This is a genomic window from Paraburkholderia sp. FW306-2-2C-D06C (assembly GCF_058781505.1).
The window spans coordinates 82,610-107,282 of sequence record NZ_JBYSWU010000022.1 but is presented as its reverse complement, the minus strand read 5'-3'; the positions used below and the strand labels follow the sequence as shown (position 1 = coordinate 107,282).

Here is a 24,673-nt window from a genome sequence, read left to right as displayed (position 1 = left end):
TTTAGTCCCCTCTCATGTTCGAGAAAATCCTGATCGCCAATCGCGGCGCCATTGCGTGCCGCATCCTCAGAACGCTGCGTGAACTCGATGTAACAGGTGTCGCCGTCTATGCGGAAGCGGACCGCGCGAGCCTTCACGTGAGCGAGGCGCCCATCGCGCACGGTCTCGGCGACGGTCCGGCCTCTGCCACCTATCTCGACACGGAAAAAATCCTCGAGATCGCTCGCCGCGAAAACGTGCAGGCGATCCATCCGGGCTACGGATTCCTGTCCGAGAATGCGGCCTTCGGCGAAGCGTGCGAAGCGGCGGGCATCGCGTTCATCGGACCGACGCCAGGCCAGTTGCGGGCGTTTGGCCTGAAGCACACGGCCCGTGGGATTGCCGCGGACGAGGGTGTGCCGATGCTCAATGGCACGGGCTTGTTGGACGACCTCCCAGCCGCGCTGGCAGCGGCCGCGGCGATCGGCTATCCCGTGATGCTGAAAAGCACGGCGGGCGGCGGCGGTATCGGCATGCGGGTGTGCTGGAGCGTCGAGGAATTGAGTGCGCATTTCGAGGTGGTGAAGCGCCTCGGCCAGAACAACTTCAGCGATGCAGGCGTGTTCCTCGAAAAGTACATCCAGCGAGCGCGGCATCTGGAAGTGCAGGTGTTCGGCGACGGCCGCGGCGACGCGATCGCCCTCGGCGTGCGCGACTGTTCGGTGCAGCGGCGCAACCAGAAGGTGCTCGAAGAGACGCCCGCGCCTAATCTGCCGGATGGCATGTCGGCCGCCTTGTGCGACGCCGCGGTGAAGCTCGCGAAAGCGGTCAATTACCGCTCCGCCGGCACGGTCGAATTCGTCTACGACAGCGCCGCGCAGCAGTTCTATTTCCTTGAGGTGAATACACGCCTGCAGGTCGAGCATGGCGTGACCGAGCAGGTCTGGGGTGTCGATCTGGTGCGCTGGATGATCGAACTGGCGGCGGGCACGCTCGCGCCATTGCAGGAACTCGCGGCGGGGTTGAAGCCGCAGGGGCACGCGATTCAGGCACGGCTCTACGCCGAAGACCCGGGCCGCGATTTCAAGCCGAGCCCGGGTTTGCTGACCGATGTCGCCTTTCCGCGCGCCGAAGGCCGCGCGCTGCGCATCGATACGTGGATCGAGGCGGGCTGCGAAGTGCCGCCCTACTTCGATCCGATGCTTGCAAAGGTGATTGCGTGGTCGCCAACGCGCGAGGCAGCGCGCCACGCGCTCACTGACGCGTTGCAGAACACGCGCATCTATGGCGTGGAGACGAACCGCGACTATCTGCGGCAGATCCTCGACGATCACCCGTTTGCGTCGGGCGAGCCGTGGACGCGCTGCCTTGAAGGGCTCAAGTATCGGGCGAGCACGATCGAAGTCGCCAGCGGCGGCACGCAGACGACCGTGCAGGATCATCCGGGCCGCCTCGGCTATTGGGCGGTCGGCATTCCGCCATCCGGTCCGATGGACGACCGTGCGCTGCGGCTCGGCAACCGGCTTCTCGGCAACAGCGCAGACGCTGCCGCGCTCGAAATTACGATGAGTGGGCCGACCTTGCGCTTCAACACGGACGCCGTCGTCGCCGTGACGGGCGCGAATCTGCCTGTGCTGCTCGACGATATCGAACAGCCGTTGAACACGACCCTGTTTGTCGCCGCCGGTTCGACGCTCGCGCTCGGCACGATTCGCGGCGCGGGCGCGCGTGCCTACCTGTGCGTGCGCGGCGGCTTCGACGTCGCGCTGTATCTCGGCAGCCGGAGCACCTTCACGCTCGGCCAGTTCGGCGGCCATGGCGGGCGAGCGCTGCGTGCGGGCGATGTGCTGCATCTTCATCCGTTGCAGGATGAGCGTGCGGGCGCGGTACTCGCTAACGTTCCCGCGCTCGAAACCGTGCGCACGCTGCGCGTCATCTACGGTCCGCACGGCGCGCCGGAGTACTTCAGCCCGCGTTATGTCGAGCAGTTTTTCGACACCGAATGGGAGATCCATTTCAATTCCAGCCGCACCGGTGTGCGTCTGATAGGGCCGAAGCCCGAATGGTCGCGCGAGGACGGCGGCGAGGCGGGGCTGCATCCGTCGAACATTCACGACAACCCGTACGCGGTCGGCGCCGTCGATTTCACCGGCGACATGCCCGTGATTCTCGGACCCGATGGTCCGAGTCTTGGCGGCTTCGTCTGTCCGGTAACGATCATCGAGGCGGATCTTTGGCAAATCGGCCAGTTGAAGGCCGGTGACAAGGTGCGCTTCGTGCCGGTGCAGATCGATGAAGCGCGTGAGGCTGCACGCCAACGTCTGCGTGAATTGCAGACGCTCGAATTCGAGGGGAAACCGGCATTCACGAAGGCCGCAGCGCTCACATCGCCTATCGTCCTCGATACCGGTACGGATCGTGAGCGGCTGGTCGCGCGTGTTTCCGGCGACACGCATCTGCTGCTCGAAATCGGCCCGACGGAGCTTGACCTCGTTTTGCGGTTCCGGGGGCATGCGCTGATGCAGTCGCTCGAAGCGATGGCGCTCGCTGGTGTGATCGATCTGACACCCGGCATCCGCTCACTGCAGATTCACTATCAGCCTGAAAGCCTGCCGCTCTCGCAGTTGCTCGCGATCGTCGAGCGCGCATGGCAGGACGTTCTGTTGCAGAAGGATTTGCGCGCGCCGTCGCGGATCGTGCATTTGCCGCTGTCGTGGGACGATCCCGCGTGCCGGCTCGCGATCGACAAATACATGACCACGGTGCGCAAGGACGCGCCCTGGTGCCCGAGCAATCTCGAGTTTATCCGCCGCATCAACGACCTCGATTCGATCGACGCCGTCAAACAGATCGTCTTCGATGCCAGCTACCTCGTGATGGGGCTCGGTGACGTGTATCTCGGCGCGCCGGTCGCGACGCCGCTCGATCCGCGCCACCGGCTGGTGACGACCAAATACAACCCGGCGCGCACGTGGACGGCGGAGAACTCGGTCGGCATCGGCGGCGCGTATCTGTGCGTGTATGGGATGGAGGGGCCAGGCGGTTATCAGTTCGTTGGCCGCACGTTGCAGATGTGGAACCGCTATCGCGAAGTCGCGGATTTCGCGGGGCGGCCGTACCTGTTGCGCTTCTTCGATCAGATCCGCTTCTACGAAGTCCCTGCCGATGAGTTGCTGCGTATCCGCGCGGATTTTCCGCTCGGCCGCTATCCGTTGAAGCTCGAAGAGACCGAGTTGTCGCTGGCCGACTATCAAACGTTTCTCACGCACGAATCCGCTGGCATCAAGCAATTCCGCGCGCGTCAGCAAGCCGCGTTTCAGGCCGAACGCGAGCGCTGGCGCGAAGCGGGAACAGCGGAGGAGAGTTTCGACGCGCCGGTCGCCGAGAGCGCGGAACTGGCGCCGCTGCAAGAGGGTGAAATTGCGGTGGACAGCGAGATTGCCGGCAGCCTCTGGCAAGTGCGGGTATCGCCCGGCGATAGGGTCGAGGCAGGCGACGTGCTGCTCATCATCGAGTCGATGAAAATGGAAATCTCTGTGTGCGCGCTGTGTGCGGGAACGGTCAGCGAAATTCACGTGGCGCCCGGTTCGCCGGTGCGAGCGGGGCAGCGGGTTGCCGTCATTGAACGTCTTTGACTATCCTGGGAAAACACTTATGTCTTCATTCGATCTGCGCCTGTCCACGCTGCGCGCCGCTTACCGTGCCGGGACGCTCACGCCGCGCAAGCTGATCGGCGAGTTGCTGGCGAAAGCCGCTGCACTGGATCTCGAGTTTCATCTGTTCATCCACCTTCTGAGCGAAGCGGAAGTCGCGCCGTATCTGGACTGGCTGGAAACACAGGATATCGAAGCATTGCCGCTGTATGGCATTCCGTTCGCGATCAAGGACAACATCGATCTGGCCGGTATTCCGACAACGGCCGCCTGTCCCGCGTTCGCCTATACGCCGGCCGAGTCGGCGACGCTCGTCGCGCAGTTGATCGCGCTAGGCGCCGTGCCGCTCGGCAAGACCAATCTCGATCAGTTCGCCACTGGCCTGAACGGCACGCGTTCACCGTACGGCAAGTGCCGTAACAGCGTGCATCCTGACTATCCATCGGGCGGATCGAGTGCGGGGTCGTCGCTAGCCGTCGCGCTGGGCGTCGCGAGCTTCGCGCTCGGCACTGACACCGCAGGCTCGGGCCGCGTGCCGGCAGGATTGAACAACCTCGTTGGCCTCAAGGCGAGCAAAGGTCTGCTGTCGACTGCCGGCGTCGTGCCGGCCTGCCGCACGCTCGATTGCGTGACGTACTTCACAGCAACCGCGCGCGAAGCCAGCGAACTGCTGGCACTCACCGCCCAAGCCGATCCTCGCGATGCATACAGCCGCAAGAACCCGCAATGGAACGACGCACGCGCGTTCGGCAAGCTCGCCACATTCCGGTTCGGCGTGCCGTCGCAACTCGAATTCGCGGGCTGTACTGAAAGCCCCGCGTTGTTTGCGAAGGCTCGCGCGATGCTCGAAGCGGCGGGCGGCGAGGCCGTCGAAATCGACTTCGCGCCGTTCGTCGAAGCGGCAAACCTGCTCTACGAAGGCCCGTGGGTCGCGGAGCGCTACAGCGTCACAGGCGAGTTGGTGGAAGCGAACCCGGAGGCCGTGTTGCCGGTCATTCGCGATGTGTTGGCGAAGGCGCCAGGGGCGACCGCAATCGAACTCTTTCGTGCGCAATATCGCCTGCAAGCATTGAAGGCGATCTGCGACGCGGCGCTTGAACCACTCGACCTCGTTCTTACGCCGACGTATCCGCGTCCCGTTACGCTGGCGGAGCTGGAACGCGATCCCATCCGGCCAAACTCGTTGCTCGGCTACTACACGAACTTCATGAATCTGCTCGACTATGCCGCCGTCGCGACGCCGACCGCGTTCATGGCGAATGGTCTGCCGTGGGGCGTCACCGTGTTCGGCCGCGCGTTCACGGATCAGTATCTGCTGAGCGTGGCGGACACGTTGCAACGGATGAGCGGAATCGAATGCGTCGGCGGCGGCAAACCCGATGCGAGCGACGGGCCCAAGGCGAACAACGATCGCGTAAAGGTCGCGGTGTGCGGCGCCCATATGCAGGGTTTGCCGCTCAATCGTGACCTGGTTTGCCGTGGCGCACACCTGGTAGAGGCTACGCAAACTGCGCCGCATTATCGGTTGTCTGCGCTGGCAGCCGCGCCGGATAGCACAAGGCGGCCCGGAATGTGGCGAGTGTCGGACGGCGGCACGGCGATCGCGATTGAGGTCTGGGAGATGCCCAGCCTGGAATTGGGTTCGTTCATCACGACTATTCCTTCTCCGCTTGCACTAGGGAAGATTGAACTGTCAAATGGCGAGTGGGTGACAGGGTTCGTGTGCGAATCGTATGGGCTGGAGTCCGGGGCCGACATCACGGAGTTTGGCGGCTGGCGAGCATGGCTCGCCAGCGAGCAAAAATCACGCGCACGTCGGCCGGATGCGCAGCCGGCGGCGCCCATCTAAGCTCTGCTTGCCCGCACGATCCCGGTTCATGCGGGCAAAGAGGCCAGAGCCGAACTCGTCAAATGAAAGATGCTCCTGCTCTGCGTCGCTACGCGGAACCCCGACCGTAGGCTCGATGGGATATCTGTTTTCGTTTTCGTCCGCCGCGCTAGTCGCCCCGCTCACTATGGTTAATCGTAGTCTATCGGGGCAGCCAGAGGTAAATCCGCCTCCAGCGCTTGCCGTGTAAGCAGCTACCAAGGGGTAGGGATAATGTCACAGCCTCGTCGGCCGTCGTCTCATGTCGGCCGGTTGCTGGGCGTCTCGCACGCCCTCAATGCCGAAACGGGGGCCTGCCGCTTCCGGCAGGCGCAGCGCGGTTCGCCTTAACCTGCGCGCCTGTATCAAGAGAACGGGGCCGAGAACAAGTTTGTAGAGTAGCAGCATTTTTAGTTCGAACTGGCCCGCGCCTTTTCAGCCCCACGAGAGAGTGATCTTCACCGCCATACTCCGCTTGATTCATGTATGTACAGAGACGGGTGTGGCAGCATTGCGCCGGATGTTTCCAAAGAATAGTAAAACCACACCGAGTGTAATTCCGATATCGGCGACGTTGAATATGCCGGTGCGCAGATTGCCGATGCCCATGTTTATAAAGTCGAACACCTGACCGCTGCAAAAGACCCGGTCCAGCAAATTGCTGAGACCTCCGCCCACAATGCTCGCAATGGCCACGAGTTCAATTCGCCGAAGCCTGCCCGAGCGAATACCCCAAACGAACAGCCCCGCAAGAATCACCAGATTTCCGTAAATAAAGGCAAGGTCACGGGTCTTCTCTGAGAGCGCTGCCCCGAGGCTAAGGAAAGCGCCGTGGTTGTAAGACGGAAGGATCAAAATACTTCCAGCCAGCAGCGAGAACAGATCACCTGGCTTCAGGATGCCCTTAAACACTGCCTTGGTCAGTTGGTCTGCGATGATCCACGTCAGCGCCGCGACTAACACCCAAACAAGTCTTCGCTTGAAAGACATCTTGGCTCCCCTTATCGCTCTAGCGCGAAGCGATACGAAAATCGACGCCGCCAGCAACCATTGACACCACGGCAACCGCAGCGGAAGGACCACCGTGCAGTGCAATCCACTGACTGGTGACGCACGCGGCCGTCGCGTACAGTTTCTTGTCGGTAAGCGCGAGTCTGTTCCATTCGAACATTCCACCTGGCAGCGGTCGGGACATTATGCACGGCGAGGAGCGAATTCTAAATCAATGAATTCACGCGTCTTGAGTAAATTCGCGAAGCAACATCTGAATTTAATAGAAACTGGAGTCGTTCAACTCAACAGTGACAATCGATAATGCGAAATCCATTTACTTTGCATAGGGCAATCTGTGCCCGCGTCTTTGCGCCTCACAATTGTTGACGACCTGGTTAGCGATGTCGAATGCCCGTTCGTGGCCGATTTGCGCCGAAGTGATCCCCTGGAATCGTTACAATGGTCCAGATGAATCCCCCCTCAACTGCATCGAGTGCGAGACATGCTGACCTCCTATTTCTGGAGTGGCGACGCCCTCCGCAGTCGACGCGTGAGCGACATCGTGCTATCAGGCATGGTCGACGTGCCTGTGCCCCCTGCACGTCTGCTTGCAGATTGGGAAAGGGAGACATCGTCGCGCCTGGTCCTGGAGCCCGGGGACGTCGAGGTAATGCCTTTGGCGCGAGCACGGGCGCGCTGGCCGGACTACACGCGCTGCGTGCAGGCAATGTCCGATTGGACCTGCGGGCTTGGACTGCCCGCGGTGCTTGCCTCCAGTGACGTCGCTCTCATGGCCTGCCGCGGCGCGAAATACCACCATGACGGCGCGCAATATGGCGGTGCGGCCTTCTGCAATCTCTTCCTGAGCGAGGACAGGGGTCTGGACTTGCATTTCCCCTCGTTGGGCCATCGCATTCCTCTGACTCGCGGAACGGCTGTGATCTTCGATACGGGCCAGCCTCATGGCGTAATTCAGCGCAGCAGCAGCGGTTTTAATGTGGCCGACTTCGCGCCGGACCAGGATTACATCCAGATATTCCTGACCTGGGAGCTTCCCATCGAAGATGCCCATGTCGGGCACGCACTTAAGGTTGCCTTCGACATCGCCCCTTCGACCTCGTTACAACTGAATGAAGAGCAAGTCAGGCTGAACGGCGAACAGGCCATTGTTTGCCCAGACTCTGGTCGTTGGTGCCGGGTTGACTAATCGTCAGGGTCACACCGCGGTGTTGCCCCTGACAGAGTGGACAGGCTCATGTTCAGCGCGATCGGCGACGGTCGGCCCTGAGGAGACATACGCCCTCCTGACTCGCAGCCGTCAGTTCGCAGGCGTGGAGCGGACATTCGTGAAATCAGTTTGGAGCGCCGCGTTGATCCGACTTGATCACGGGCTTGCGCGCTCCAGGCCCTTAGCCTCAAGCACAGAGGTCGCTTTGGGTTCCATGAGAAGCCGGATTAGTGCCTCTGAGGCTTTGGCATCGCCTGTGTGTGCGCTGACGCCTGCCGAATACACCGTGTCGTGCTGCAATTCCCGAGGGAGAAGACCCACCAGCCTGACACCGCGGACACCGACGATGTTTGGCACGGTTATAACCGTGGCATCGGCCGCGCCTTTTGCTACGGCTTCGACCACGTCACCCCCCGGCACTGCCACGAGACGGGGCTTTACCTTCTCCGCGATCCCCAGCCGGTCAAGGAGACTGAGGAGATACGCTCCACTGGCGCTCTCGGGCGACCACGAGAGCGAGCGGGCACCAAGCAGCGCCTGCCGGAACGCGTCTACCGAGCTGATATCAAGGGGCGGCACGCCGGCACGCATCGCCATGCCGACCATCGCTTTCGCGATGTCGGTGCGTGTCCCTGCAGCAATCCTGCCTTGCCCGATCAGATCGTCGACTTGCGCGGGTAAGAGGATGGCTACGTCAAACGCCTCGCCTGCTTCTATCTGCCGTTTCAGCGTTGCCGCGTTGTCAAACCTGGTGACAAGCCTGTGGCCGGTTTGCTGTTCAAATGCGGGCCCCAGTTCTTCCAGGGTCGACTTCAATGTGGGCGTACTGAGTACCTTGAGCCCATCGGCCCCTACCGTCGGTGTGTGGGTAAAGGCAAGCAGGGCGACGAGGCAGACGCTCGCCAGCACACGGACTCCCATGGCAGTCTCCTTGTTTGATCCCTTCGCCGACAACAACGTAGTGACTTCGCAATACCGTTTCTGATGGAATCATAGTCTGTCCGGTGATAAGCAGATGATTTCAAATTATGATCGCGTGATCAGGAAATCGAATAGAAGGGGTTGAAATGGAAAATGATCGACTCAGGCGGCGACTGAAACTACGCGATCTGGACACGTTGATGACGGTGGTCAATGCAGGTGGGATGCGAAAGGCTGCCGAGCAGCTTCACATGTCCCAGCCGGCCGTCTCGAAGGCTATCGCGGACCTGGAAGGCGTTCTCGGTGTGCGGCTCGTCGATCGCAGTCGGCATGGTGTGGAGCCGACGGTGTTCGGACGCGCACTGCTCAAACGTGGCGCTGCGATTTTCGACGAATTGCGTCACGGCATCAGCGAGATGGAGTTCCTCGCTGACCCTGACGCAGGCGAGCTGCACGTCGGATGCGTCGAGACGATTACTGCAGGGTTTGCCGCCGCGATCGTTGAGAGAATGTCGCGTCAGCATCCGCGTCTCATCTTCTCGGTTGCATCGGGCGACGCGCCCGTTTTGGAAGCGCATTTCCTGCGCGAACGTATCTGCGAACTGGCTATCGCGAGACCGTTCACGGCGGCTCCCGGCCCGGACATGGATGGCGAGCCGCTGTTTCATGAGCGGCTCAGGGTCGTGGTGTCGGACCGTAGCGAGTGGGCGACGCGGCGCCGGCCCGTGCTCGCGGAGCTAGTCGACGCTCCATGGATCCTGTCGCCCAACGAGATCGGACAGCATTCGCCAGTGGTCGAGGCATTCCGCGCGATCGATGCGGAACTGCCGGTCGCGCGCGTTCTGACCGGATCCCTCAATCTGCGGCGCAGCCTGCTACAAACCGGACGATTCGTGACCGTGATGCCGCACTCACTGCTGCGTTTCGGCCCGGACAAGGCGTGGATCAAGGTGTTGCCGATAGACCTGCCGACATGGAAGGTGCCTACCATGATCATCACGTTGAAGAATTGCACGCTGAGTCCGGTTGCCGAACGGTTTGTGAATCAGGCACGCACGCTTGCAAAGTCGCTCGCTGCTGTTCAGTGAACGATTCAGCTCGGCGGCGGGCGACAATGTCGTTGCGCTGACCGGCTGCTCCGTAACGAAAGCACCACAGACCAATCGCCGACTCGACACTATGAACAAAGGGCTGCTTCACATTGCCAACGGACTTTCACATCGGGCAAGCATCGCATCGTTCGCACCCGACGCCGCGGGATACGGTTCTCGACAGATTCTCCGCCTCGGCGGTCATTAGCCGTCCGTCGAAACGGTGGTAGCCTCCCACGCACCGATTTCAACGTTCAATGCCGACAACTTGTCTCGCACGAGCCCGAGTGCGTCGCTACCGAGCAAAAGATGCGCGGGCGGGCGATCCACAGCAATGGCGGCCAGCATTGCGCGCGCCGCTTTCCTGGGATCTCCCAATTGCTTGCCGCTTTTTTCCTCGCGGGCTTTGCGGATGGGGTTGAAGATATCGTCGTAATCCGCAATCGAGCGGGGCGTCCGCGTCATCGAGCGACCTGCCCAGTCAGTGCGAAATGAGCCCGGCGCCACGGCCGTCACGGCAATACCGAAGGGCTTGACCTCTTTGCCAACCGCCTCTGAGATGCCCTCCAGCGCAAACTTGCTCCCGCAGTAATAAGCGATTCCCGGCATCGTGATGTAACCGCCCATCGACGTGATATTCAGAATGTGGCCGCGGCGGCGCTCACGCATGAATGGCAGGACGGCCTTCATCATGGCGACTGCACCAAACACATTCACATCGAACTGTCGGCGCATTTCCGAGAGCGGCGATTCCTCCATGATGCCCTCGTGGCCGTAGCCGGCATTGTTGACAAGCACATCGATTGGTCCGACGCCAGCCTCGATTTCCGCCACGACGCCGTCGATCGCGTCGAAGTCGGTCACGTCGAGCACACGTCCCCAAGCGGCATTCGCGGATACGGACTCGAATTCACGCTTTGCCTGGGCACTTCTCACCGTACCGACGACCTTGTGACCCACCGCCAGCGCTTCCTGTGCGAGTGCGCGGCCAAAGCCGCTGCTGACGCCGGTGATGAGCAGAGTTTTGCTGGATGCCATTAAAGCTTCTCCCGAATGTCGATTGGAAAGTGCATGCTAATCTGACGAGCGAGGTAAATTAAGCCGAGTTTCGCTGATTTTCTTGCATAAAACTATGAACACGATACGCGCTTCGACCCAGCATCCAGCTCTATCCTCTGGAAGCCAGAAACGCATGGTTGCCCTGCTACGCGCGTTGGCGCCCGACGAGGGCTACAACCTGACGGCACTGCCGAGCGTCCGCATCTTGCGGTCGAACCGGGCGCTATCGCGCACGCCCGTTCTGTACGACCCCGGTATCGTGATCGTCTGCCAGGGCCGCAAGCGAGGTTATTTCGGCGACCAGCTCTACCTGTACGACGAGCGTCACTACCTGGCCGTGTCCGTGCCGGTGCCGTTCAGCATGGAGACCGACGCATCCGAGGAGCGCCCACTGCTCGCGCTGTATCTGCACCTCGATTTCGCATTGGCCGCCGAACTTGCGGAGCGGATCGACCGCGAAGGCGTGGCGGAGCGCACACCAGCACCTCAGAGCATGATGTCGACGCCGATGGATGACGCGATGCAAGCGTCCGTGCTGCGCTTCCTCGAGGCGATGCATCGGCCACTCGAAGCTGCTGTGTTGGGCGCCGGGCTGCTGCGTGAACTGTATTTCCGGGTGCTCACCGGAGCTCAGGGAAGCTCGTTGCGCGAGGCTTTGGCGATGCGAGGACAGTTCGGCCAGATAGGCCGCTCACTCCGCCTGATTCATGCAAGCTATGCGCAGCCCCTCGACGTAAGGCAACTGGCCGACGAAGCGGGTATGAGCATTCCGAGTTTCCACAGCCACTTCAAGGCAATTACGCAGGTGTCGCCGATGCAATACGTGAAGTCGACGCGCCTTCATCAGGCTCGCCTGTTAATGGTGCGCAAGGAGCTGACCGCGGAGGCGGCGGGACACGCTGTGGGTTACGCGAGCCCGTCCCAGTTCAGCAGGGAATTCAGGCGTCTGTTTGGCTTGACGCCGGCCGCAGAGGCTAAGCGTATGCGCGAGAGCTTCGCGATCCCGGCAGTATTCGCTGATACGGCTTATGTCTCGTCGCACTGAATTTGGCGCGGTTCGATTTGATCGTAGATCAGTGATCGGACATCCACGAATGTCTGCTAGACGGTGAGAAGCAAGGCGCCCACAACGTCGTCATGGAGGACTGTTACTGGCCGAACTGCGCCTGACGTTGTGCGGCGGCACGCGAATCCAGGCGACAACCCGATTCTCGCCATAGCCCATTATTCAACCGTTACCGATTTCGCAAGATTCCGGGGCTTGTCAATATCGGTGCCGCGTGCGAGCGCTGCATGAAACGCGAGTAATTGCATCGGGATGGTGTGCAGGATTGGCGACAGCAAACCGTAGTATTCGGTCAGCCGGATGACTTCGACATCGGGACTCGGCGAAATTCCACAGTCGCTATCCGCGAACACAAAAAGCTTTCCACTACGCGCGCTGACTTCATGCATGTTCGACTTGAGTTTTTCGAGCAGTCGGTCGTTCGGTGCGACGGCGACCACCGGCATCTGGTCGCAGATCAACGCCAGAGGACCATGTTTCAGCTCTCCGGCGGCATACCCTTCGGCGTGGATGTATGAGATTTCTTTCATCTTCAACGCGCCTTCCAGTGCGACCGGATAATGCATGCCTCGCCCCAGGAACAGGATGTTTTCCTTTCGGGTGAGGACTTCCGACCACGCGATGATGTGCGGCTCAAGCGCGAGCACCTTGCTCATCGCGTCCGGGAGATGACGCAGCGCACGCAGATGCATTCGCTCGTCGTCGTCGGACAGACGACCACGGACTTGCGCCAACGTCAGCGCAAGCATGAAGAGTGCGACGAGTTGGGTCGTGAACGCCTTGGTCGACGCGACGCCGATTTCGATACCGGCGCGCGTGATGAAATTCAATGCGCATTCACGGACGAGCGCGCTGGTCGGTACATTGCAGATCGCCAAGGTCTTCACCATGCCCAGATGTTTCGCGACATGGATTGCTCCGAGAACATCGGCAGTCTCACCGCTTTGCGAGACCGCGATCACGAGGGTGTTCGGGTTCGCCACGCTTTCGCGATATCGGTATTCGCTCGCAATCTCGACGCTTACGGGTAAGTGCGCCAGGCTCTCAATCCAGTATTTGGCCGTCAGCGCAGCATGAAAACTGCCGCCGCACGCGAGGAGCACGACTGAGTCCACGGAATTCAGCAAGCGCCATGCGTTGTCACCAAACAGCTCCGGCATGATCGACGACACGTCCTGCAAAGTGTCGGCGACGGCGCGCGGCTGCTCGAAGATCTCCTTTTGCATGTAGTAGCGATAAAGGCCGAGATCGGCCGCACCACTGTGTGCGGCGACCGCGTGTACGGGACGTTCGACGCGTCGTCCGTCGGCATCGACGATCCAGTGGCGGTGGAGCTGGAGGTCGACCACATCGCCGTTTTCCAGGTATGCAATCCGGTCCGTCACGCTCGACAGCGCGATCGCATCCGATGCGAGGAAGTTCTCTCCGTCGCCGAGACCAATCACGAGCGGCATGCCGTCGCGCGCGCCGACAAGCCGATGGGGTTCATCACGGCAGATGACCGCGATCGCGTAGCTTCCGCGCAATCGCGCGACCGCCTCCCGGACGGCGTCGAAGAGGTCGCCGTTGTACAGATAGTCGATCAGATGGGCGATGGCTTCGCTATCGGTCTGGCTCGAGAAGACATATCCATGATCCTGAAGCGTCGCACGTAGTTCCTCATAGTTCTCGATGATCCCGTTGTGCGAGAGTGCGATCCTCGGCGAATCGGCGTTAGGCGAGAAGTGAGGGTGGGCGTTGTCCGTGACCGGCTTGCCGTGGGTTGCCCAGCGCGTGTGGGCAATACCGGTATAGCCGGACAACGACAGCTCCGATATGTGCTGCTGCAGGGTTGCAACACGATCGACGCTGCGCGCGCGCACGAGTCCGCGGTCCTGGTACAGTGCGACGCCGCATGAATCGTAACCACGATATTCGAGCCGCTTCAGACCGTTAACAAGGTCCGGCAGGATGTTCCGTTGTGCAACTGCACCAACAATTCCACACATCACTTTTCTCCGCAGAAGGTTCACTGGAAACCGGTGCTGCGATAGTAAAGTCGGTCATTTGAAATTTAACTTCATAATTTATTGAGAAATAAAATTTTGATCCATTGATGAAGTGTGGTGAAATTTGATTTCATCAATCTGGCCATCGCGAGGTACGTGTGCCCGGCATCACACTCGACGAGCTTGACCTACGTATCCTCCGCATTTTGCAAACCGATTGCTCGCTGTCGAACATCGAGCTCGCCGAACGCGCGCATACGTCGCCGCCAACGTGTTTGCGCAGGGTGAACAGGCTTCGGGAAACCGGCGTGATCCAGCGTGAAATCGCGATCATCGATCAATCGAAAGTCGGCGCGACGCTGACGGCGATCATCGAGGTGAGTCTCGACCGGCAGACGGCAGAAGATCACGAGGCCTTCGAGATTTACATCTGCGCGGAGCCGACGGTCACGCAGTGCTATCGGGTGTCGCCCGGACCGGATTTCATCGTGGTCGCCGACGTGAGGGACATGACTGCTTACGACGAACTCGCTCGCCGCCTGTTCACGAGCGCTTCGAACATTCGCAACGTCCGGACATTTTTCTCCACGCATCGAGCCAAGTTCGAGGTTAATGCCCTTGTGCCCGTTTCATCCGAGAGGGTCAGGTAAAGCGGCTTGCTTGCACAGATCGCCGGCGTCTGCAGATCGAACTCGGCATTACACGCTCGCGAGCCTATGCAATCGACGACGAGGAAATCGTACTGGGCGTTCGCTGCGTGGCCGCGCCGATCGTCGATGCCGCAGGACAGGTGCGCGGCGCACCGAGTGTCGCGGGCCCCGCCTATCGACTGAGTCTCGCAAGGCTCGAACTGCTCGGCCCCGAACTCGCCGACGCCGCACGGCGCGTCGGTTCGCAATTGACCGTGGCAGGTATCAATCTGGCGTGGAAGAAGTCGAACCGGTCAGTGACGGCTGGTAACGCGTCAGTTGAAGCGCAGGGTGAGGGGCGCCCCGGACATCGGCGCCAACTGTGCGAGCGTTGAAGGCGAAAAGCGAGCGGCTCGTAAATACGGCGACACGCTTACATGACTACGTGCGGGTTGCGGAGGTCGGCGAGCGCAGCCCCCCTAACTCTGAGGCGGGGTCGAAGGCTTCTAATCGGTCCAGCGGATTCAACATCGTAGAATCGATATTGCCCACTTCGACAGCGGAGCCGAGAGCGTCTGCCATAGCTAGAGCAAAGCCACGACGATGTCGAAGGTCCGACGTGAACTCATCGCTTTCAAGTAAATTCGCTATGGCGATTATGTCGAAGTCGCCGCCCTCGTTGTCTCGACTGGATTTCACAATGCACTCAATCTTCTGTATGAGTCTCTTCGCTGCCAGTACTCCGGATGCAATTTCGACAGAATCGATCTTGGTCATTTGTAACTCTCACTAGTCGCTGAGGTCTGGACGGTCGGCGTGCCGGTCACACGCACGCCGTCTGAGGGTTATGAGTAGCGTAGGACGGTTTCCCCTACGAGCATCACCTTGTTTCATTACGCCTGGGACAATTCTCTTCGTATAGCTCGGCGAGGCGTTCAAGCGGAGCAGTTCGCGTGAAATGTCGCAGCCGCGCGAGGTGTCCTCGATCTCTCGTGGTCGCTTCGATTTGTCTCTCCAGGTCATGCCGCACGCACAGTTCGCGCTCGGCAATGAAGGACATCAGCACACGTGCGTATAGCGACTCCTTATCAGGGATCGCCATGTACTCATTCATGAGGTCAACGATTTCGTTCATGATTTTCTACGTTCGTGGCATTCGCCGCGCTCCGCCGCAGCAGGATTGCCACGCCAGCCAGCCCTAGTGACAAATCCATGTCACCATCAGAATCGCTGCAATTGCGAGGCATACCACGTCAGAACCGTTCATATACCACTAGGCAGATCGCACCCATGCACGAACTCAACTGAATAATTGAAAAAGTCCTGCTCGCCCTCGGGAGGCGGCAAGCTAAATCTCCGAGAGCGCTATGAAGGAATTCCCTGAGATGACCGGTCACGATCATAGACCGACAGAAATTTATGGCGATCATAGTGGCGGACAAGGCCACGGAATTGGCTGCCAGCGGCAATGAAATGAGCGAGCGGCCATGCGATTATTGCCGATGCTTTCGGTCTAAAAGAGACCTATACCGCCATTCCGGCTATCCGAGCGAACGTCCAAGGCCTCCGGTGATGGTGCGCGCGATCTTTCGATCTGATACGTCTTGCCGGACGGCGCCCGCAAGGCTCAGCGAGGAGCTGTCCATATAGCGTGCAAAGGCGTCGCTAATGTAGCCGATCTCTCTACCGGAACTGGCCAGCACGACGAGGTCTGTTTCCTGTTCCGGGAGTGTGTTCAGATTGAATCCATTTCCGGACAAAGAACCGGCGAGAGCACCCATAGACGGGTTGAGCAGACAGGTGCTGACAATGTGAGCCAGACCGTCCAATGCAGCTCGTTGGATATGAGTCAGTTGTCGGGGCTCGCATGCCGCCACCGACAGCACACCAATGCAGTGTCCCGTCGGGAGAACGATCGGCGCATTCGCGTAGAACCGAATCTCAAGTCTATCGAAGATGAACGGATTCCGGGCAAGGCGCGGATCGTCAGCCGCGTCGACTACATCTATTCCGTGATGGTCGCCCTGAACGAACAGGCGGAACGCGGCATTGCTGTCGGTGCTGGCTGGGCACGATCTCGCTTAGAAATCCTGTCTTATTTGACTTGGCGGCCAACAAAGCGTAACCAATAGCGCGGCTGCATTTTACGCGCGGGTACTTGCTGATGCCGTGTGGAGAAAAAGTGAGCCTGCTCGCGCCGGGCGGCAGGCTCGAAACTCCGAGGGGTTCCGAGGGTCCGTCTGACCTCCCCTCGGAAGGCCAGCTGAGATCATAGGTTGACAGGCATGTATCGCGGACGCGAGTGGCGGATCGAGACACGGTGTTGACCGAACGCGACAACAGACAGCGTGTCGAATCGAAGCATCGTACCTTTGTCCGAAACACGGCCTACGATAGAAACACGGAGACGCAATACGACATGATGCCGACCCGAAGCACGGCAGCCGCGTACCGTCTCATTTGCCTCAATACGCGTCGCCAGGCAGCGTCTATTGATCCGCATACACGACGCGAACGGAATTCAATACGAACGAGTCTGTTGAGATGCTGTGTCACGGTCCATGTGGAATACAGAACGCCGAAAATCAGATAGACAACGATCCACGCAAAGCAAAGTCTGGAAAGCGTCGAAAAAACGATACCCATACAAGCTCCCGTTTATGTTCCGCTCGACGAAGCGAGCGGCTTCCCAACTGGGTTCATCGCGGATAGCTGCGAGTGAAGCCAGGCGACGCAATGTGCAATTAGCATTGCCGTCCGGTACAAGCACACAAGAAAACGCCGTAGCCCCTGTCACATGAATGGCCGCTTAGAGCAATGCCACTGCATCAATTGAAAGCGGAGACGCTCAGGATGGAATATTCCGGCTTTGATCTTGCCGCGTCCGCCGAATCACTGAGGGATTTCGCCATTTGCGCGAAGCCTCGATGCAAGATGCACATGAAGCATTCCCGAATGAAAATCGGCAAGCTAGCGACACGAGAAGGTACTCGCGCCGCCAGGGTTGCATTCGCCAATATGAGGTCCGATTCGGCCACCCGATATCGAATTTTTTAATGGTTCTATAGGATCGAACCCAGCGATCGAGGCTCTCCAGATAACACCCCCGATATCGGAGCGGTGAAACATGTGCATTTGATGCTGGGCGACGAAATAGCGAAGCAGTACCTTCCAGCGCTAAAGACAAGCGGTTGTCCCATAACAAGCGGTCGCCTGGCCGAATTTTTGATGCCTGCATAGCTGCTGGCGTTGCATGCCTTCGTGCGTGCCGGTGACAACTTTTTTGTTCGAAAGAAGCTTGTGGCTTGGGGCGCATCCCGGTATCGGGTTGGCCTTGAGTCTGGGCAACGTGTTCATTATAAAAAGGGCTCAGCAAATTGCGCGTGAAACAACCTGAATTCGCCCCACGAGCGCTTGCACTCGGCGCCGCACTGGCATTCTCCGCGTCCGCGCATGCCATCGACCCAGCACTGAACTCGCTCGGTCAGGCAGGCGGTCTGGTGATTCCGTATGCGTTTGTATTGCCGGAAGGCACGGTAGAGGCGCAGTACAACGATTACATCGATCCGCGCTACGGGAAGAAAGCGACGGGTTCGCAGATGTACTGGGGCGCAGTCGGGTTGCTGCCGTATGTGGAGTTTTCCGGTGGGTTGGCGAACTATCCGGGTAATGTTCCGGTGCCGCTCTCCGGAGAGGATCACTTCATTTTTCGTCATTTAATGGGTGACGTGAAATTTGAAGTGCCAAAGTTCTTCAAGTATCAGCCAAGCATTGCGTTTGGCGTGACCGACGTCGGCGGCCGGACCCACTTCTTCCGCTCGAAATATGGTGTGGTGTCGCAAGCGTTCGGACCGGTGACCTTGACCGCCGGTTACGGTCAGGGCGATCGCCTCGACGGTGTGTTCGGCGGTGCGCAACTCTCACTGTGGAATACGGGTTTGTCGCTGCTTGCCGAAGACGATTCGAAAACACCGTACGCCGGCGTTCGTTATCAGTCTCCACGCGTTAGCTGGCTGGCCGATGCGAATGTAATCGGCACGTTCATGCGCTCGATGCGTTCGACGAACGGTGTTTCACCGCGTACGTCGTTCTCGGTGGGCATCCAGATTCCACTCGGAAAACGCTTTAGCGCCGACCGTTGTGCCGATGGTTTATGCGAGGGGCCGCAAGTGCCAGCGACGCACGCAGCAGAAGACGCGGGCGATAGCGAACCGATCCGGCTTGCGAGCCTGCAGCCGATCGACGCTCGTGCGGTCGCAAGCAATGCCAATGCGCTGACCGTCGCGCCGATTGCGTATGTGCCGCCACTGCAGTCGTATGCGTCCGTGATGCTGAGCGATGCAACGCCTGATCGATCATCGAATGCGCAGGCGGCTGCTATTCCGGAAGCGCTGGATACGTCCGCGCTCGTCGCTATTGCCCGGCAACTGTTTGTGGCGGGCCTCGAACGTGTGCGTGTCGGAGTTAGTGGGCGCGATCTGGTGGTCGAGTACGAAAACCATCGCTACAACCAGAACGAAGCGGACGCGCTGGGTATCGTGCTGGGCGTGGCCAGCGTGAACGCGCCTGGCGGTATCGAGAAGATTCACGTGGTTATCAAAAAGGCGAACGAGCCGCTAGGTGAAGTGACCGTCGACCGCCAGGCTTTTGCACAGTTTGTCGCCGGCGGCGCGCCGTCAGCTGCAAGTGCGTCGCTGGCGATGCGCTCGCGTCCGACTTACGACGCCGACTCGATAGTGTGGTATGGCAATGAGCACAGCCACGGGCTGACGCGTATCCAGATCGAGCCGATCGTCAGCTACCTGTACGGCACCGAGTACGGCAACTTCGATGTTTCACTGGGAGCGAACATTGAAGGGTTCGTGCCACTTTGGCGTGGTGCGGAGCTGTACGCGAGCTACATCGCGCCGCTCTACAACACGAAGAACATGGACGACGGCCGCGTCTTTAGCAACTACCGCCTGCGCGGCGGCCTGAATGCGGTCGCGCTGGCGCAAAGCTTCTGGATCATGCCGCGCGTGTTCAACGTGGCATCGGTGGGCAAGTTCAACTATTCGTATCTCGGTGTGCAAAACGAAACGACCGTGTTCGTGCCCGGCCGGCCTGATTTGATCCGCTTGCGGCTTGCCTATTTGCATCACGAGCCAGGTCATGACGCATTGCCTGGCGAGAAGAACGCAGTGCTGACGTATCGCTGGGTGCAGCCGTCGTGGAAATTGTGGATTGAAGCGGGTGTCGCGCGCTTTGTGGGTGGCGACAAGGGACCGGTCGCGACGTTGACGCGCTGGTTCGACGATGTATCCGTCAGCGTGCATGGCGAGCATAGCGGGCAGGGTACGTTTGTGGGAGCGGCGATCAGCTTCCCGCTCACGCTGCGCCAGGGCATGAAGCCGGGGATCAGTCAGGTGTACGGCTCCGAACAGTTCGCGCTTGATTTCCGCACACGGGTCGGGTCGACGAACTATCTGTCGGCGAATGCAGCGGAGAACATGAGCTTCCCCTATAGCACCCAGCAGTTCTTGCTGAATCGGGGACGCTTTAGCGGTGAATATTTTGCAACCCAACTTTATCGGATGCGCGATGCGTATCTGCGCTATGGACGGCCTGATAGCGACGTGATGAAGCCAAAGCCGCAAGTAGGCGCCCCCACGAGTTCGAAGGGTGCAGCGCTTGGGCATGATGTCTGCGGCAACAGTTTGCAGGGCGTAAGCGACGGACATGCGTTTGTGCCAGTCAATTGTGAGTGACTTCCTTTGGAGATAAGAGATGAAGCTTCTTAACGGCGCCACGCTGCGCACGCTACAGTTCGGATCGATGGCTCTTGCGGCCAGTGCGCTGGTTGCTTGCGGTGGTGGGGGCAGTAGCGGCAGTTCGCCTAGCGCCACGATCAGTGGCACCGCTGCGGTCGGCGCACCTTTGGCGAATGCGAGCATCGTACTGACGTGCAAGAACGGTGCGAGTAGCGCTACGGCGAACGCTAACGGCGCGTATTCAGCGACGTTCGCATTCGATCCCCCTTGTGCAATTACAGCATCGAACGGTGCAGTCACGATCCATTCGATGGCGACAGGTCCGGGAACGTTCAATGTGACGCCGCTGACGGAGTTACTGTTGAGCTATGTGGCTGGGCAACTCGGTACGACGGTTAGCGGGCTGCTGTCTGGGATCTCCAGCAATGCGACGTTTCAGAACGCTGTGACGAATAGCACGGTGATCGCGAATGCTGAGGCGGCAGTCGTGCAGCTGATCAAAACGACGTACGGAGTCACCGTTTCGTCAGCGTCGTTTCTGACGGTCTCTTTTACTCCGGGGCAACCCGGCGCGGATGCGGATCTCGATACTCTGCAGACCAAGGGTGCGATTACTAGTAATGGGCAGTCGGCGGCTTCGTTGACTGCTGCCGCTACAGCGGCTGGAGCTGCCGCGCCGATTTCTAGTGGCAGCGGGACGGGTACTCCAACGGGTGGTACTGGCGGATCTGGAACGGGGAAGTAGACGAAGTAGCGGTTAATGGGGCCTGACAATCGATCTGCGCCGCGTTCTATTGCGCCCGGTTGCGGACACAACAGATTCATTCTGATTCGAGTCTGTTGTGTTCGCCAGTCCAGCAACCCAGCATTCAGTCAAAAGCTTAGTCTTGTCCGCCACTCTCGCCCCAATGCACTTCGAGTGGCTAAGCTATCGCTTGGTCCTCCGAGGGGTAGGCAGATCAACCCCGTAACTCCTCGGATTTTTGCCTGCTCCTCTCCCCGGACGAGCAGGCTTTTTTTTACTCGTGTCGAGCCTGCACAGACGCAATCACTGGCGCCTCCAGTTCGACCCGTTACATATGCAGCGCAGACAAGTTTGTCCCGTCTGGTCGCCAATCGCGACAGTCAGTTTTGGACAACAGGGGTAGATGCTCATCCAGGTACGCCTGAAACTCAACGCTTACTTCCGGGTGGCGCAGCGCGAACTCGACCGTCGCCTTCAGGTAACCGAGCTTGCTGCCACAGTCGAAACGCGTGCCGTGGTACTTGTACGCGAGCACCTGTTCGTCGGCGAGCAGCGACTGGATCGCGTCCGTCAGCTGCAATTCGCCACCCGCGCCCGGCTTCAGCGCGCGCAGATGTTCGAAGATCCGCGGCTTCAGCACATAGCGGCCCACCACGCCGAGATTCGACGGCGCCACCTCCGGCTCCGGCTTTTCGACGATGCCTGACATCTTGATGATCGAGTCTTCCCACTCCTTGCCGTCGACGATGCCGTACGACTTCGTGTCCGCGGCCGGGATCTCTTCGACACCGATCACCGAGCTGTGATAGTGGTCGAACACCTCGATCATCTGCGTCATCACGGGCGGCGTGCCGTACAGCAGGTCATCCGCGAGGATCACGGCGAACGGGTTGTCGCCCACCAGTTTTTCGGCGCACATCACCGCATGGCCGAGGCCGAGCGCTTCCGGCTGGCGCACGTAGAAGCAATCCACATGGCTCGGCTTGATGCTGCGCACCAGTTCCAGCAGCTTGTCCTTGCCGCGCGCTTCCAGTTCCGCCTCGATTTCATAGGATTTGTCGAAGTGGTCTTCGATTGCGCGCTTGCTGCGGCCCGTGACGAAGATCATTTCGGTAATGCCGGCTGCCATCGCCTCTTCCACTGCGTACTGGATCAGCGGTTTGTCGACGATCGGCAGCATTTCCTTCGGGCTTGCCTTCGTGGCAGGGAGGAACCGGGTGCCGAGACCTGCTACCGGGAATATCGCCTTTGTAACTTTTAGCATGAGAGATCCCGAATGTCATTGATGGGTTCGGTGTCGAAGTTCCGCATCGACGGGCTGCCGACAGCCGTCAGCTTCCCGCCCGGCCGCCGGCGGCTTGCCCGCGCAAAGTGCGCGGACTTCGAGCGCGTTATGGCATTCATTTGAAGTGCGAGCGGTGGAGATGCCAGTTCGAGGTGATCATTGCCGCGCGCCGCTGGCCACGACGTTAAAAAAGCTTGCTCGCTTGAGAAGCTGCAAGATCCAGCTCCGACGTGCAGCTGCCCGCCACCCGTACGAGCTACCCCTGCCGTTTCTCAGACGACCAGCGGACTGGATAGGCTCACCATATTGAAGGTAACCATAAGTGCTGGAAAGCATCCGGATTTTTTCAGAAAATGGCACGAAAGAGTGATTCTGTCGCACCACAATCTAGACTATTCACTGAAACTATTCAGTACTTTCAGATAGCAATCGTTTTAACGGACGTCGCAATCGTTTGCGTGCCACTCTTGATGCCATCCGACTCCTTTTCTCGTGGTAGTCAATTCAATAAATTGATGACGTGCATAGCCTCCTGATTTGAAGGCGTTACAAGTCGCAAATTATCAAAATGGCTTTAAGCAAAGAAAATTGATTATCGATTCTGTCGTTATAATGCGGCCTGTTATCCGTCATCGGATTGATGATGCCATTGCATCGCCGATGATCGAGCCCTTACGCGACCCTTACGCGACGCGAAACGATTACAATTTGCATTCAATACAGCGCGAGCCCGCCCAGCAGCGCTCCGTGCCGCCAACCGCAAAACAGGTTCGACACCCGGACAAATCGCTACCGCGGTCCTTACGACAACCGAACCAACATAAACTGATGGCTTACAGTCGCTGCGACGACGTGCTCATGGCCCGCTTACTGGCGCGATACTCGGTTGGCGTAATCGCAAGATGCTTGCGGAAGAGTTTCGCGAGCCAGCCACCTCCCCCGAGTCCACAACGACGCGCAATCTTGTCGATCGGTAGATTGGTCTCAACAAGAAGGCGGCAGCACATGTCGAGCCGCACCGACAACAGATAATCTGATGGCGTGACGCCCATTTCGATCTTGAAGCGCCGCAGGAAATTCCGCTCACTCATGGCGGCGACCTGTGCCGCCTCGTCAATGGCGATCGGCCGGTCGCCGTTCGCCTCCAGCCACTTGGCGGACGCCTGAATCTGTACGCTAACGTAAGCAGACGCGTTCTCGCCGACGACGGGGGTGAGGCGCGTCTGCAGAGCTTGCGGCGCGACACGATCGGCGATCTGGCGGGTGATTTCAGCACCGAAATCATCCTGAACGACCGCCAACGCATTGCGCAATGGACTGACGGAGACCGTCGAAAAGCCTAGACCGGGAAAGTTCTTCGAGATTTCTCGGGCGTGTTCGCCGCAGCGCTGGCCGCCGCCCGCGTGTCCGAATCCGACTGCTTCGAGGAGCAAGCGTCCTTCGCCGAACGGGAATACCAGTGAACTGCGTTGGCACGCGCGACGCAGCCAGGTAGTCAAGCGTTCGTCCCGCACCGCATTGCGCCCCCCCTCGCCGCCGCCGATAAATAGCGCGTGGAAATTGTCTGCGCAGCGGCGGGTTTCAACGCTTTCGGTCCAGACGAACACAGACGACGAACTGGCGACTCTGCCACCGCCAGCCGATAGGAGGCAAACGTTATAACGAATTCTGTCGTTCCGTGTTGCCCCGGCCTCGATGAGCGCATTCACCGACTCGAATATCTCCAGGATTGCAGCTGCCTCCGGCAGCGCAAAGCCGCTAGACAAGACGACGCCAATATTTCTCACCGTGCGCACGTCTGGCAAAACGTGTGGCTGCGCTACGCTGTTGCGGCACGTCTCGGCGAAGCTCTCCATGTCACTTTCCCCGGAATTTAATTGGACGTTTCCAGCTTGCTTTGAGCTGAATTAATTGATGGAATTGATCGTACATAAAGATCGCACGCGTCGTTATATCACTGACCGAATAAGCCAACATGTTGGCGGATACAGCCATTTCTGCGCGCACTGCATCGTTGCAGTACGCGAACGAGAGAACGCACCTGTTTCCTGAAGAACAGATATGAATTGAAACGCTCGTTCATAATATTTGCGTTGACATTATAAATTTTCTCAGTTTTAAATTGACGAAAGCGTGTCATTAATCAAAATGCATGGTCCTTTGCCGTCGGAACGATTCGCCGACCGTGAGATTTTCGTTCCGTGAGTGAATGCTGGCTTGAAAGCGTCAACGCGACGCAGCGCAGGTGGGTCGGTGAACGGCCCGTCCAAATCCGGGCGGCCATTTGACGGGCAACGGCTGCGTCGGCACAAGTTCGATCGCCTATGCAATCGGCATGCACCCGTTCTGCGAGACCGTGACCGCCTGATTACCGAGGACACTGCCCAGCCTATCCGTGTCGAAAACCGAAATTACGTTG

General features: G+C 59.4%; 19 protein-coding genes. 10 read left to right on the top strand and 9 right to left on the bottom strand.

Annotated elements, in window-relative coordinates:
- Positions 1-14: 14 nt before the first annotated feature.
- Positions 15-3,614, top strand: coding sequence for an urea carboxylase (gene uca / locus AC3WLT_RS18535; protein WP_492593149.1), 3,600 nt, complete (start codon positions 15-17; stop codon positions 3,612-3,614).
- A 19-nt stretch (positions 3,615-3,633) separates the two neighbouring features.
- Positions 3,634-5,481, top strand: coding sequence for an allophanate hydrolase (gene atzF, locus AC3WLT_RS18530; RefSeq protein ID WP_492593148.1), 1,848 nt, complete (start codon positions 3,634-3,636; stop codon positions 5,479-5,481).
- 498 nt (positions 5,482-5,979) lie between these two features.
- Here the strand turns inward: atzF and lspA are convergent, their stop codons facing one another.
- The gene (gene lspA / locus AC3WLT_RS18525) at positions 5,980-6,489 is read right to left on the bottom strand and encodes a signal peptidase II (protein ID WP_492593147.1); all 510 of its coding nucleotides are present in this window, start codon (positions 6,487-6,489) and stop codon (positions 5,980-5,982) included.
- 505 nt (positions 6,490-6,994) lie between these two features.
- Between lspA and AC3WLT_RS18520 the strand changes: the two genes are divergently transcribed.
- On the top strand, positions 6,995-7,699 hold the full coding sequence (locus AC3WLT_RS18520; RefSeq protein ID WP_492593146.1) for a hypothetical protein: 705 nt from the start codon (positions 6,995-6,997) through the stop codon (positions 7,697-7,699).
- 177 nt (positions 7,700-7,876) lie between these two features.
- Here the strand turns inward: AC3WLT_RS18520 and AC3WLT_RS18515 are convergent, their stop codons facing one another.
- Positions 7,877-8,641, bottom strand: coding sequence for a molybdate ABC transporter substrate-binding protein (locus tag AC3WLT_RS18515; protein WP_492593145.1), 765 nt, complete (start codon positions 8,639-8,641; stop codon positions 7,877-7,879).
- Positions 8,642-8,787: 146 nt separating this feature from the next.
- On the opposite strand from AC3WLT_RS18515, the gene AC3WLT_RS18510 reads away from it, so the two are divergent.
- Positions 8,788-9,729 (top strand): LysR family transcriptional regulator, encoded by a 942-nt coding sequence (locus tag AC3WLT_RS18510; RefSeq protein ID WP_492593144.1) that lies wholly within the window; start codon positions 8,788-8,790, stop codon positions 9,727-9,729.
- A gap of 207 nt (positions 9,730-9,936) precedes the next feature.
- Here AC3WLT_RS18510 and AC3WLT_RS18505 read toward each other — a convergent pair whose 3' ends face one another.
- A complete protein-coding gene (locus AC3WLT_RS18505; protein WP_492593143.1) occupies positions 9,937-10,770 on the bottom strand; it encodes an oxidoreductase in 834 nt (277 codons plus the stop codon).
- Positions 10,771-10,864: 94 nt separating this feature from the next.
- Here AC3WLT_RS18505 and AC3WLT_RS18500 point away from each other — a divergent pair, with 94 nt between their 5' ends.
- Positions 10,865-11,836 carry an AraC family transcriptional regulator gene (locus AC3WLT_RS18500; protein ID WP_492593142.1) on the top strand — a complete coding sequence of 324 codons (972 nt, stop codon included), beginning with the start codon at positions 10,865-10,867 and terminating at the stop codon, positions 11,834-11,836.
- A gap of 179 nt (positions 11,837-12,015) precedes the next feature.
- Here AC3WLT_RS18500 and glmS read toward each other — a convergent pair whose 3' ends face one another.
- Positions 12,016-13,845, bottom strand: coding sequence for a glutamine--fructose-6-phosphate transaminase (isomerizing) (gene glmS / locus AC3WLT_RS18495; RefSeq protein WP_492593141.1), 1,830 nt, complete (start codon positions 13,843-13,845; stop codon positions 12,016-12,018).
- A gap of 158 nt (positions 13,846-14,003) precedes the next feature.
- On the opposite strand from glmS, the gene AC3WLT_RS18490 reads away from it, so the two are divergent.
- Together AC3WLT_RS18490 and AC3WLT_RS18485 are read left to right on the top strand one after the other, a co-directional pair.
- On the top strand, positions 14,004-14,495 hold the full coding sequence (locus tag AC3WLT_RS18490; RefSeq protein WP_492593140.1) for an Lrp/AsnC family transcriptional regulator: 492 nt from the start codon (positions 14,004-14,006) through the stop codon (positions 14,493-14,495).
- Positions 14,477-14,869, top strand: coding sequence for an IclR family transcriptional regulator domain-containing protein (locus AC3WLT_RS18485; protein ID WP_492593161.1), 393 nt, complete (start codon positions 14,477-14,479; stop codon positions 14,867-14,869). Before AC3WLT_RS18490 ends, AC3WLT_RS18485 begins: the two co-directional genes overlap by 19 nt.
- 46 nt (positions 14,870-14,915) lie before the next feature.
- On the opposite strand, the gene AC3WLT_RS18480 is transcribed toward AC3WLT_RS18485, so the two are convergent.
- From AC3WLT_RS18480 to AC3WLT_RS18470, 3 genes are all read right to left on the bottom strand, one after another.
- Positions 14,916-15,251 carry a hypothetical protein gene (locus tag AC3WLT_RS18480; protein ID WP_492593139.1) on the bottom strand — a complete coding sequence of 112 codons (336 nt, stop codon included), beginning with the start codon at positions 15,249-15,251 and terminating at the stop codon, positions 14,916-14,918.
- Positions 15,252-15,354: 103 nt separating this feature from the next.
- Positions 15,355-15,609 carry a hypothetical protein gene (locus AC3WLT_RS18475; RefSeq protein WP_492593138.1) on the bottom strand — a complete coding sequence of 85 codons (255 nt, stop codon included), beginning with the start codon at positions 15,607-15,609 and terminating at the stop codon, positions 15,355-15,357.
- Positions 15,610-16,015: 406 nt separating this feature from the next.
- Entirely contained in the window at positions 16,016-16,432 is a 417-nt protein-coding gene (locus AC3WLT_RS18470) for a hypothetical protein (protein ID WP_492593160.1), read from the bottom strand.
- On the opposite strand from AC3WLT_RS18470, the gene AC3WLT_RS18465 reads away from it, so the two are divergent.
- From AC3WLT_RS18465 to AC3WLT_RS18455, 3 genes are all read left to right on the top strand, one after another.
- Entirely contained in the window at positions 16,319-16,606 is a 288-nt protein-coding gene (locus AC3WLT_RS18465) for a hypothetical protein (protein WP_492593137.1), read from the top strand. The genes AC3WLT_RS18470 and AC3WLT_RS18465 overlap by 114 nt on opposite strands.
- 1,251 nt (positions 16,607-17,857) lie before the next feature.
- Positions 17,858-20,221, top strand: coding sequence for a YjbH domain-containing protein (locus AC3WLT_RS18460; RefSeq protein WP_492593136.1), 2,364 nt, complete (start codon positions 17,858-17,860; stop codon positions 20,219-20,221).
- Between the two features lie 19 nt (positions 20,222-20,240).
- Positions 20,241-20,969 carry a carboxypeptidase regulatory-like domain-containing protein gene (locus tag AC3WLT_RS18455; protein ID WP_492593135.1) on the top strand — a complete coding sequence of 243 codons (729 nt, stop codon included), beginning with the start codon at positions 20,241-20,243 and terminating at the stop codon, positions 20,967-20,969.
- A 328-nt stretch (positions 20,970-21,297) separates the two neighbouring features.
- Here the strand turns inward: AC3WLT_RS18455 and galU are convergent, their stop codons facing one another.
- Both galU and AC3WLT_RS18445 read right to left on the bottom strand, forming a co-directional pair.
- Positions 21,298-22,233 (bottom strand): UTP--glucose-1-phosphate uridylyltransferase GalU, encoded by a 936-nt coding sequence (gene galU / locus AC3WLT_RS18450; RefSeq protein ID WP_492593134.1) that lies wholly within the window; start codon positions 22,231-22,233, stop codon positions 21,298-21,300.
- 854 nt (positions 22,234-23,087) lie between these two features.
- The gene (locus AC3WLT_RS18445; RefSeq protein WP_492593133.1) at positions 23,088-24,110 is read right to left on the bottom strand and encodes a helix-turn-helix domain-containing protein; all 1,023 of its coding nucleotides are present in this window, start codon (positions 24,108-24,110) and stop codon (positions 23,088-23,090) included.
- Positions 24,111-24,673: the final 563 nt, after the last annotated feature.

What these genes read in the sequence shown, in the direction of transcription:
- AC3WLT_RS18475 (WP_492593138.1), bottom strand. Translation starts at nt 15,609, where the DNA reads ATGAACGAAATCGTTGACCTCATGAATGAGTACATGGCGATCCCTGAT.
- AC3WLT_RS18515 (WP_492593145.1), bottom strand. Translation starts at nt 8,641, where the DNA reads ATGGGAGTCCGTGTGCTGGCGAGCGTCTGCCTCGTCGCCCTGCTTGCC.
- AC3WLT_RS18465 (WP_492593137.1), top strand. Translation starts at nt 16,319, where the DNA reads ATGAGTCAGTTGTCGGGGCTCGCATGCCGCCACCGACAGCACACCAAT.
- AC3WLT_RS18480 (WP_492593139.1), bottom strand. Translation starts at nt 15,251, where the DNA reads ATGACCAAGATCGATTCTGTCGAAATTGCATCCGGAGTACTGGCAGCG.
- uca (WP_492593149.1), top strand. Translation starts at nt 15, where the DNA reads ATGTTCGAGAAAATCCTGATCGCCAATCGCGGCGCCATTGCGTGCCGC.
- lspA (WP_492593147.1), bottom strand. Translation starts at nt 6,489, where the DNA reads ATGTCTTTCAAGCGAAGACTTGTTTGGGTGTTAGTCGCGGCGCTGACG.
- AC3WLT_RS18445 (WP_492593133.1), bottom strand. Translation starts at nt 24,110, where the DNA reads ATGGAGAGCTTCGCCGAGACGTGCCGCAACAGCGTAGCGCAGCCACAC.
- AC3WLT_RS18500 (WP_492593142.1), top strand. Translation starts at nt 10,865, where the DNA reads ATGAACACGATACGCGCTTCGACCCAGCATCCAGCTCTATCCTCTGGA.
- AC3WLT_RS18510 (WP_492593144.1), top strand. Translation starts at nt 8,788, where the DNA reads ATGGAAAATGATCGACTCAGGCGGCGACTGAAACTACGCGATCTGGAC.
- AC3WLT_RS18520 (WP_492593146.1), top strand. Translation starts at nt 6,995, where the DNA reads ATGCTGACCTCCTATTTCTGGAGTGGCGACGCCCTCCGCAGTCGACGC.
- atzF (WP_492593148.1), top strand. Translation starts at nt 3,634, where the DNA reads ATGTCTTCATTCGATCTGCGCCTGTCCACGCTGCGCGCCGCTTACCGT.
- AC3WLT_RS18505 (WP_492593143.1), bottom strand. Translation starts at nt 10,770, where the DNA reads ATGGCATCCAGCAAAACTCTGCTCATCACCGGCGTCAGCAGCGGCTTT.
- AC3WLT_RS18455 (WP_492593135.1), top strand. Translation starts at nt 20,241, where the DNA reads ATGAAGCTTCTTAACGGCGCCACGCTGCGCACGCTACAGTTCGGATCG.
- galU (WP_492593134.1), bottom strand. Translation starts at nt 22,233, where the DNA reads ATGCTAAAAGTTACAAAGGCGATATTCCCGGTAGCAGGTCTCGGCACC.
- glmS (WP_492593141.1), bottom strand. Translation starts at nt 13,845, where the DNA reads ATGTGTGGAATTGTTGGTGCAGTTGCACAACGGAACATCCTGCCGGAC.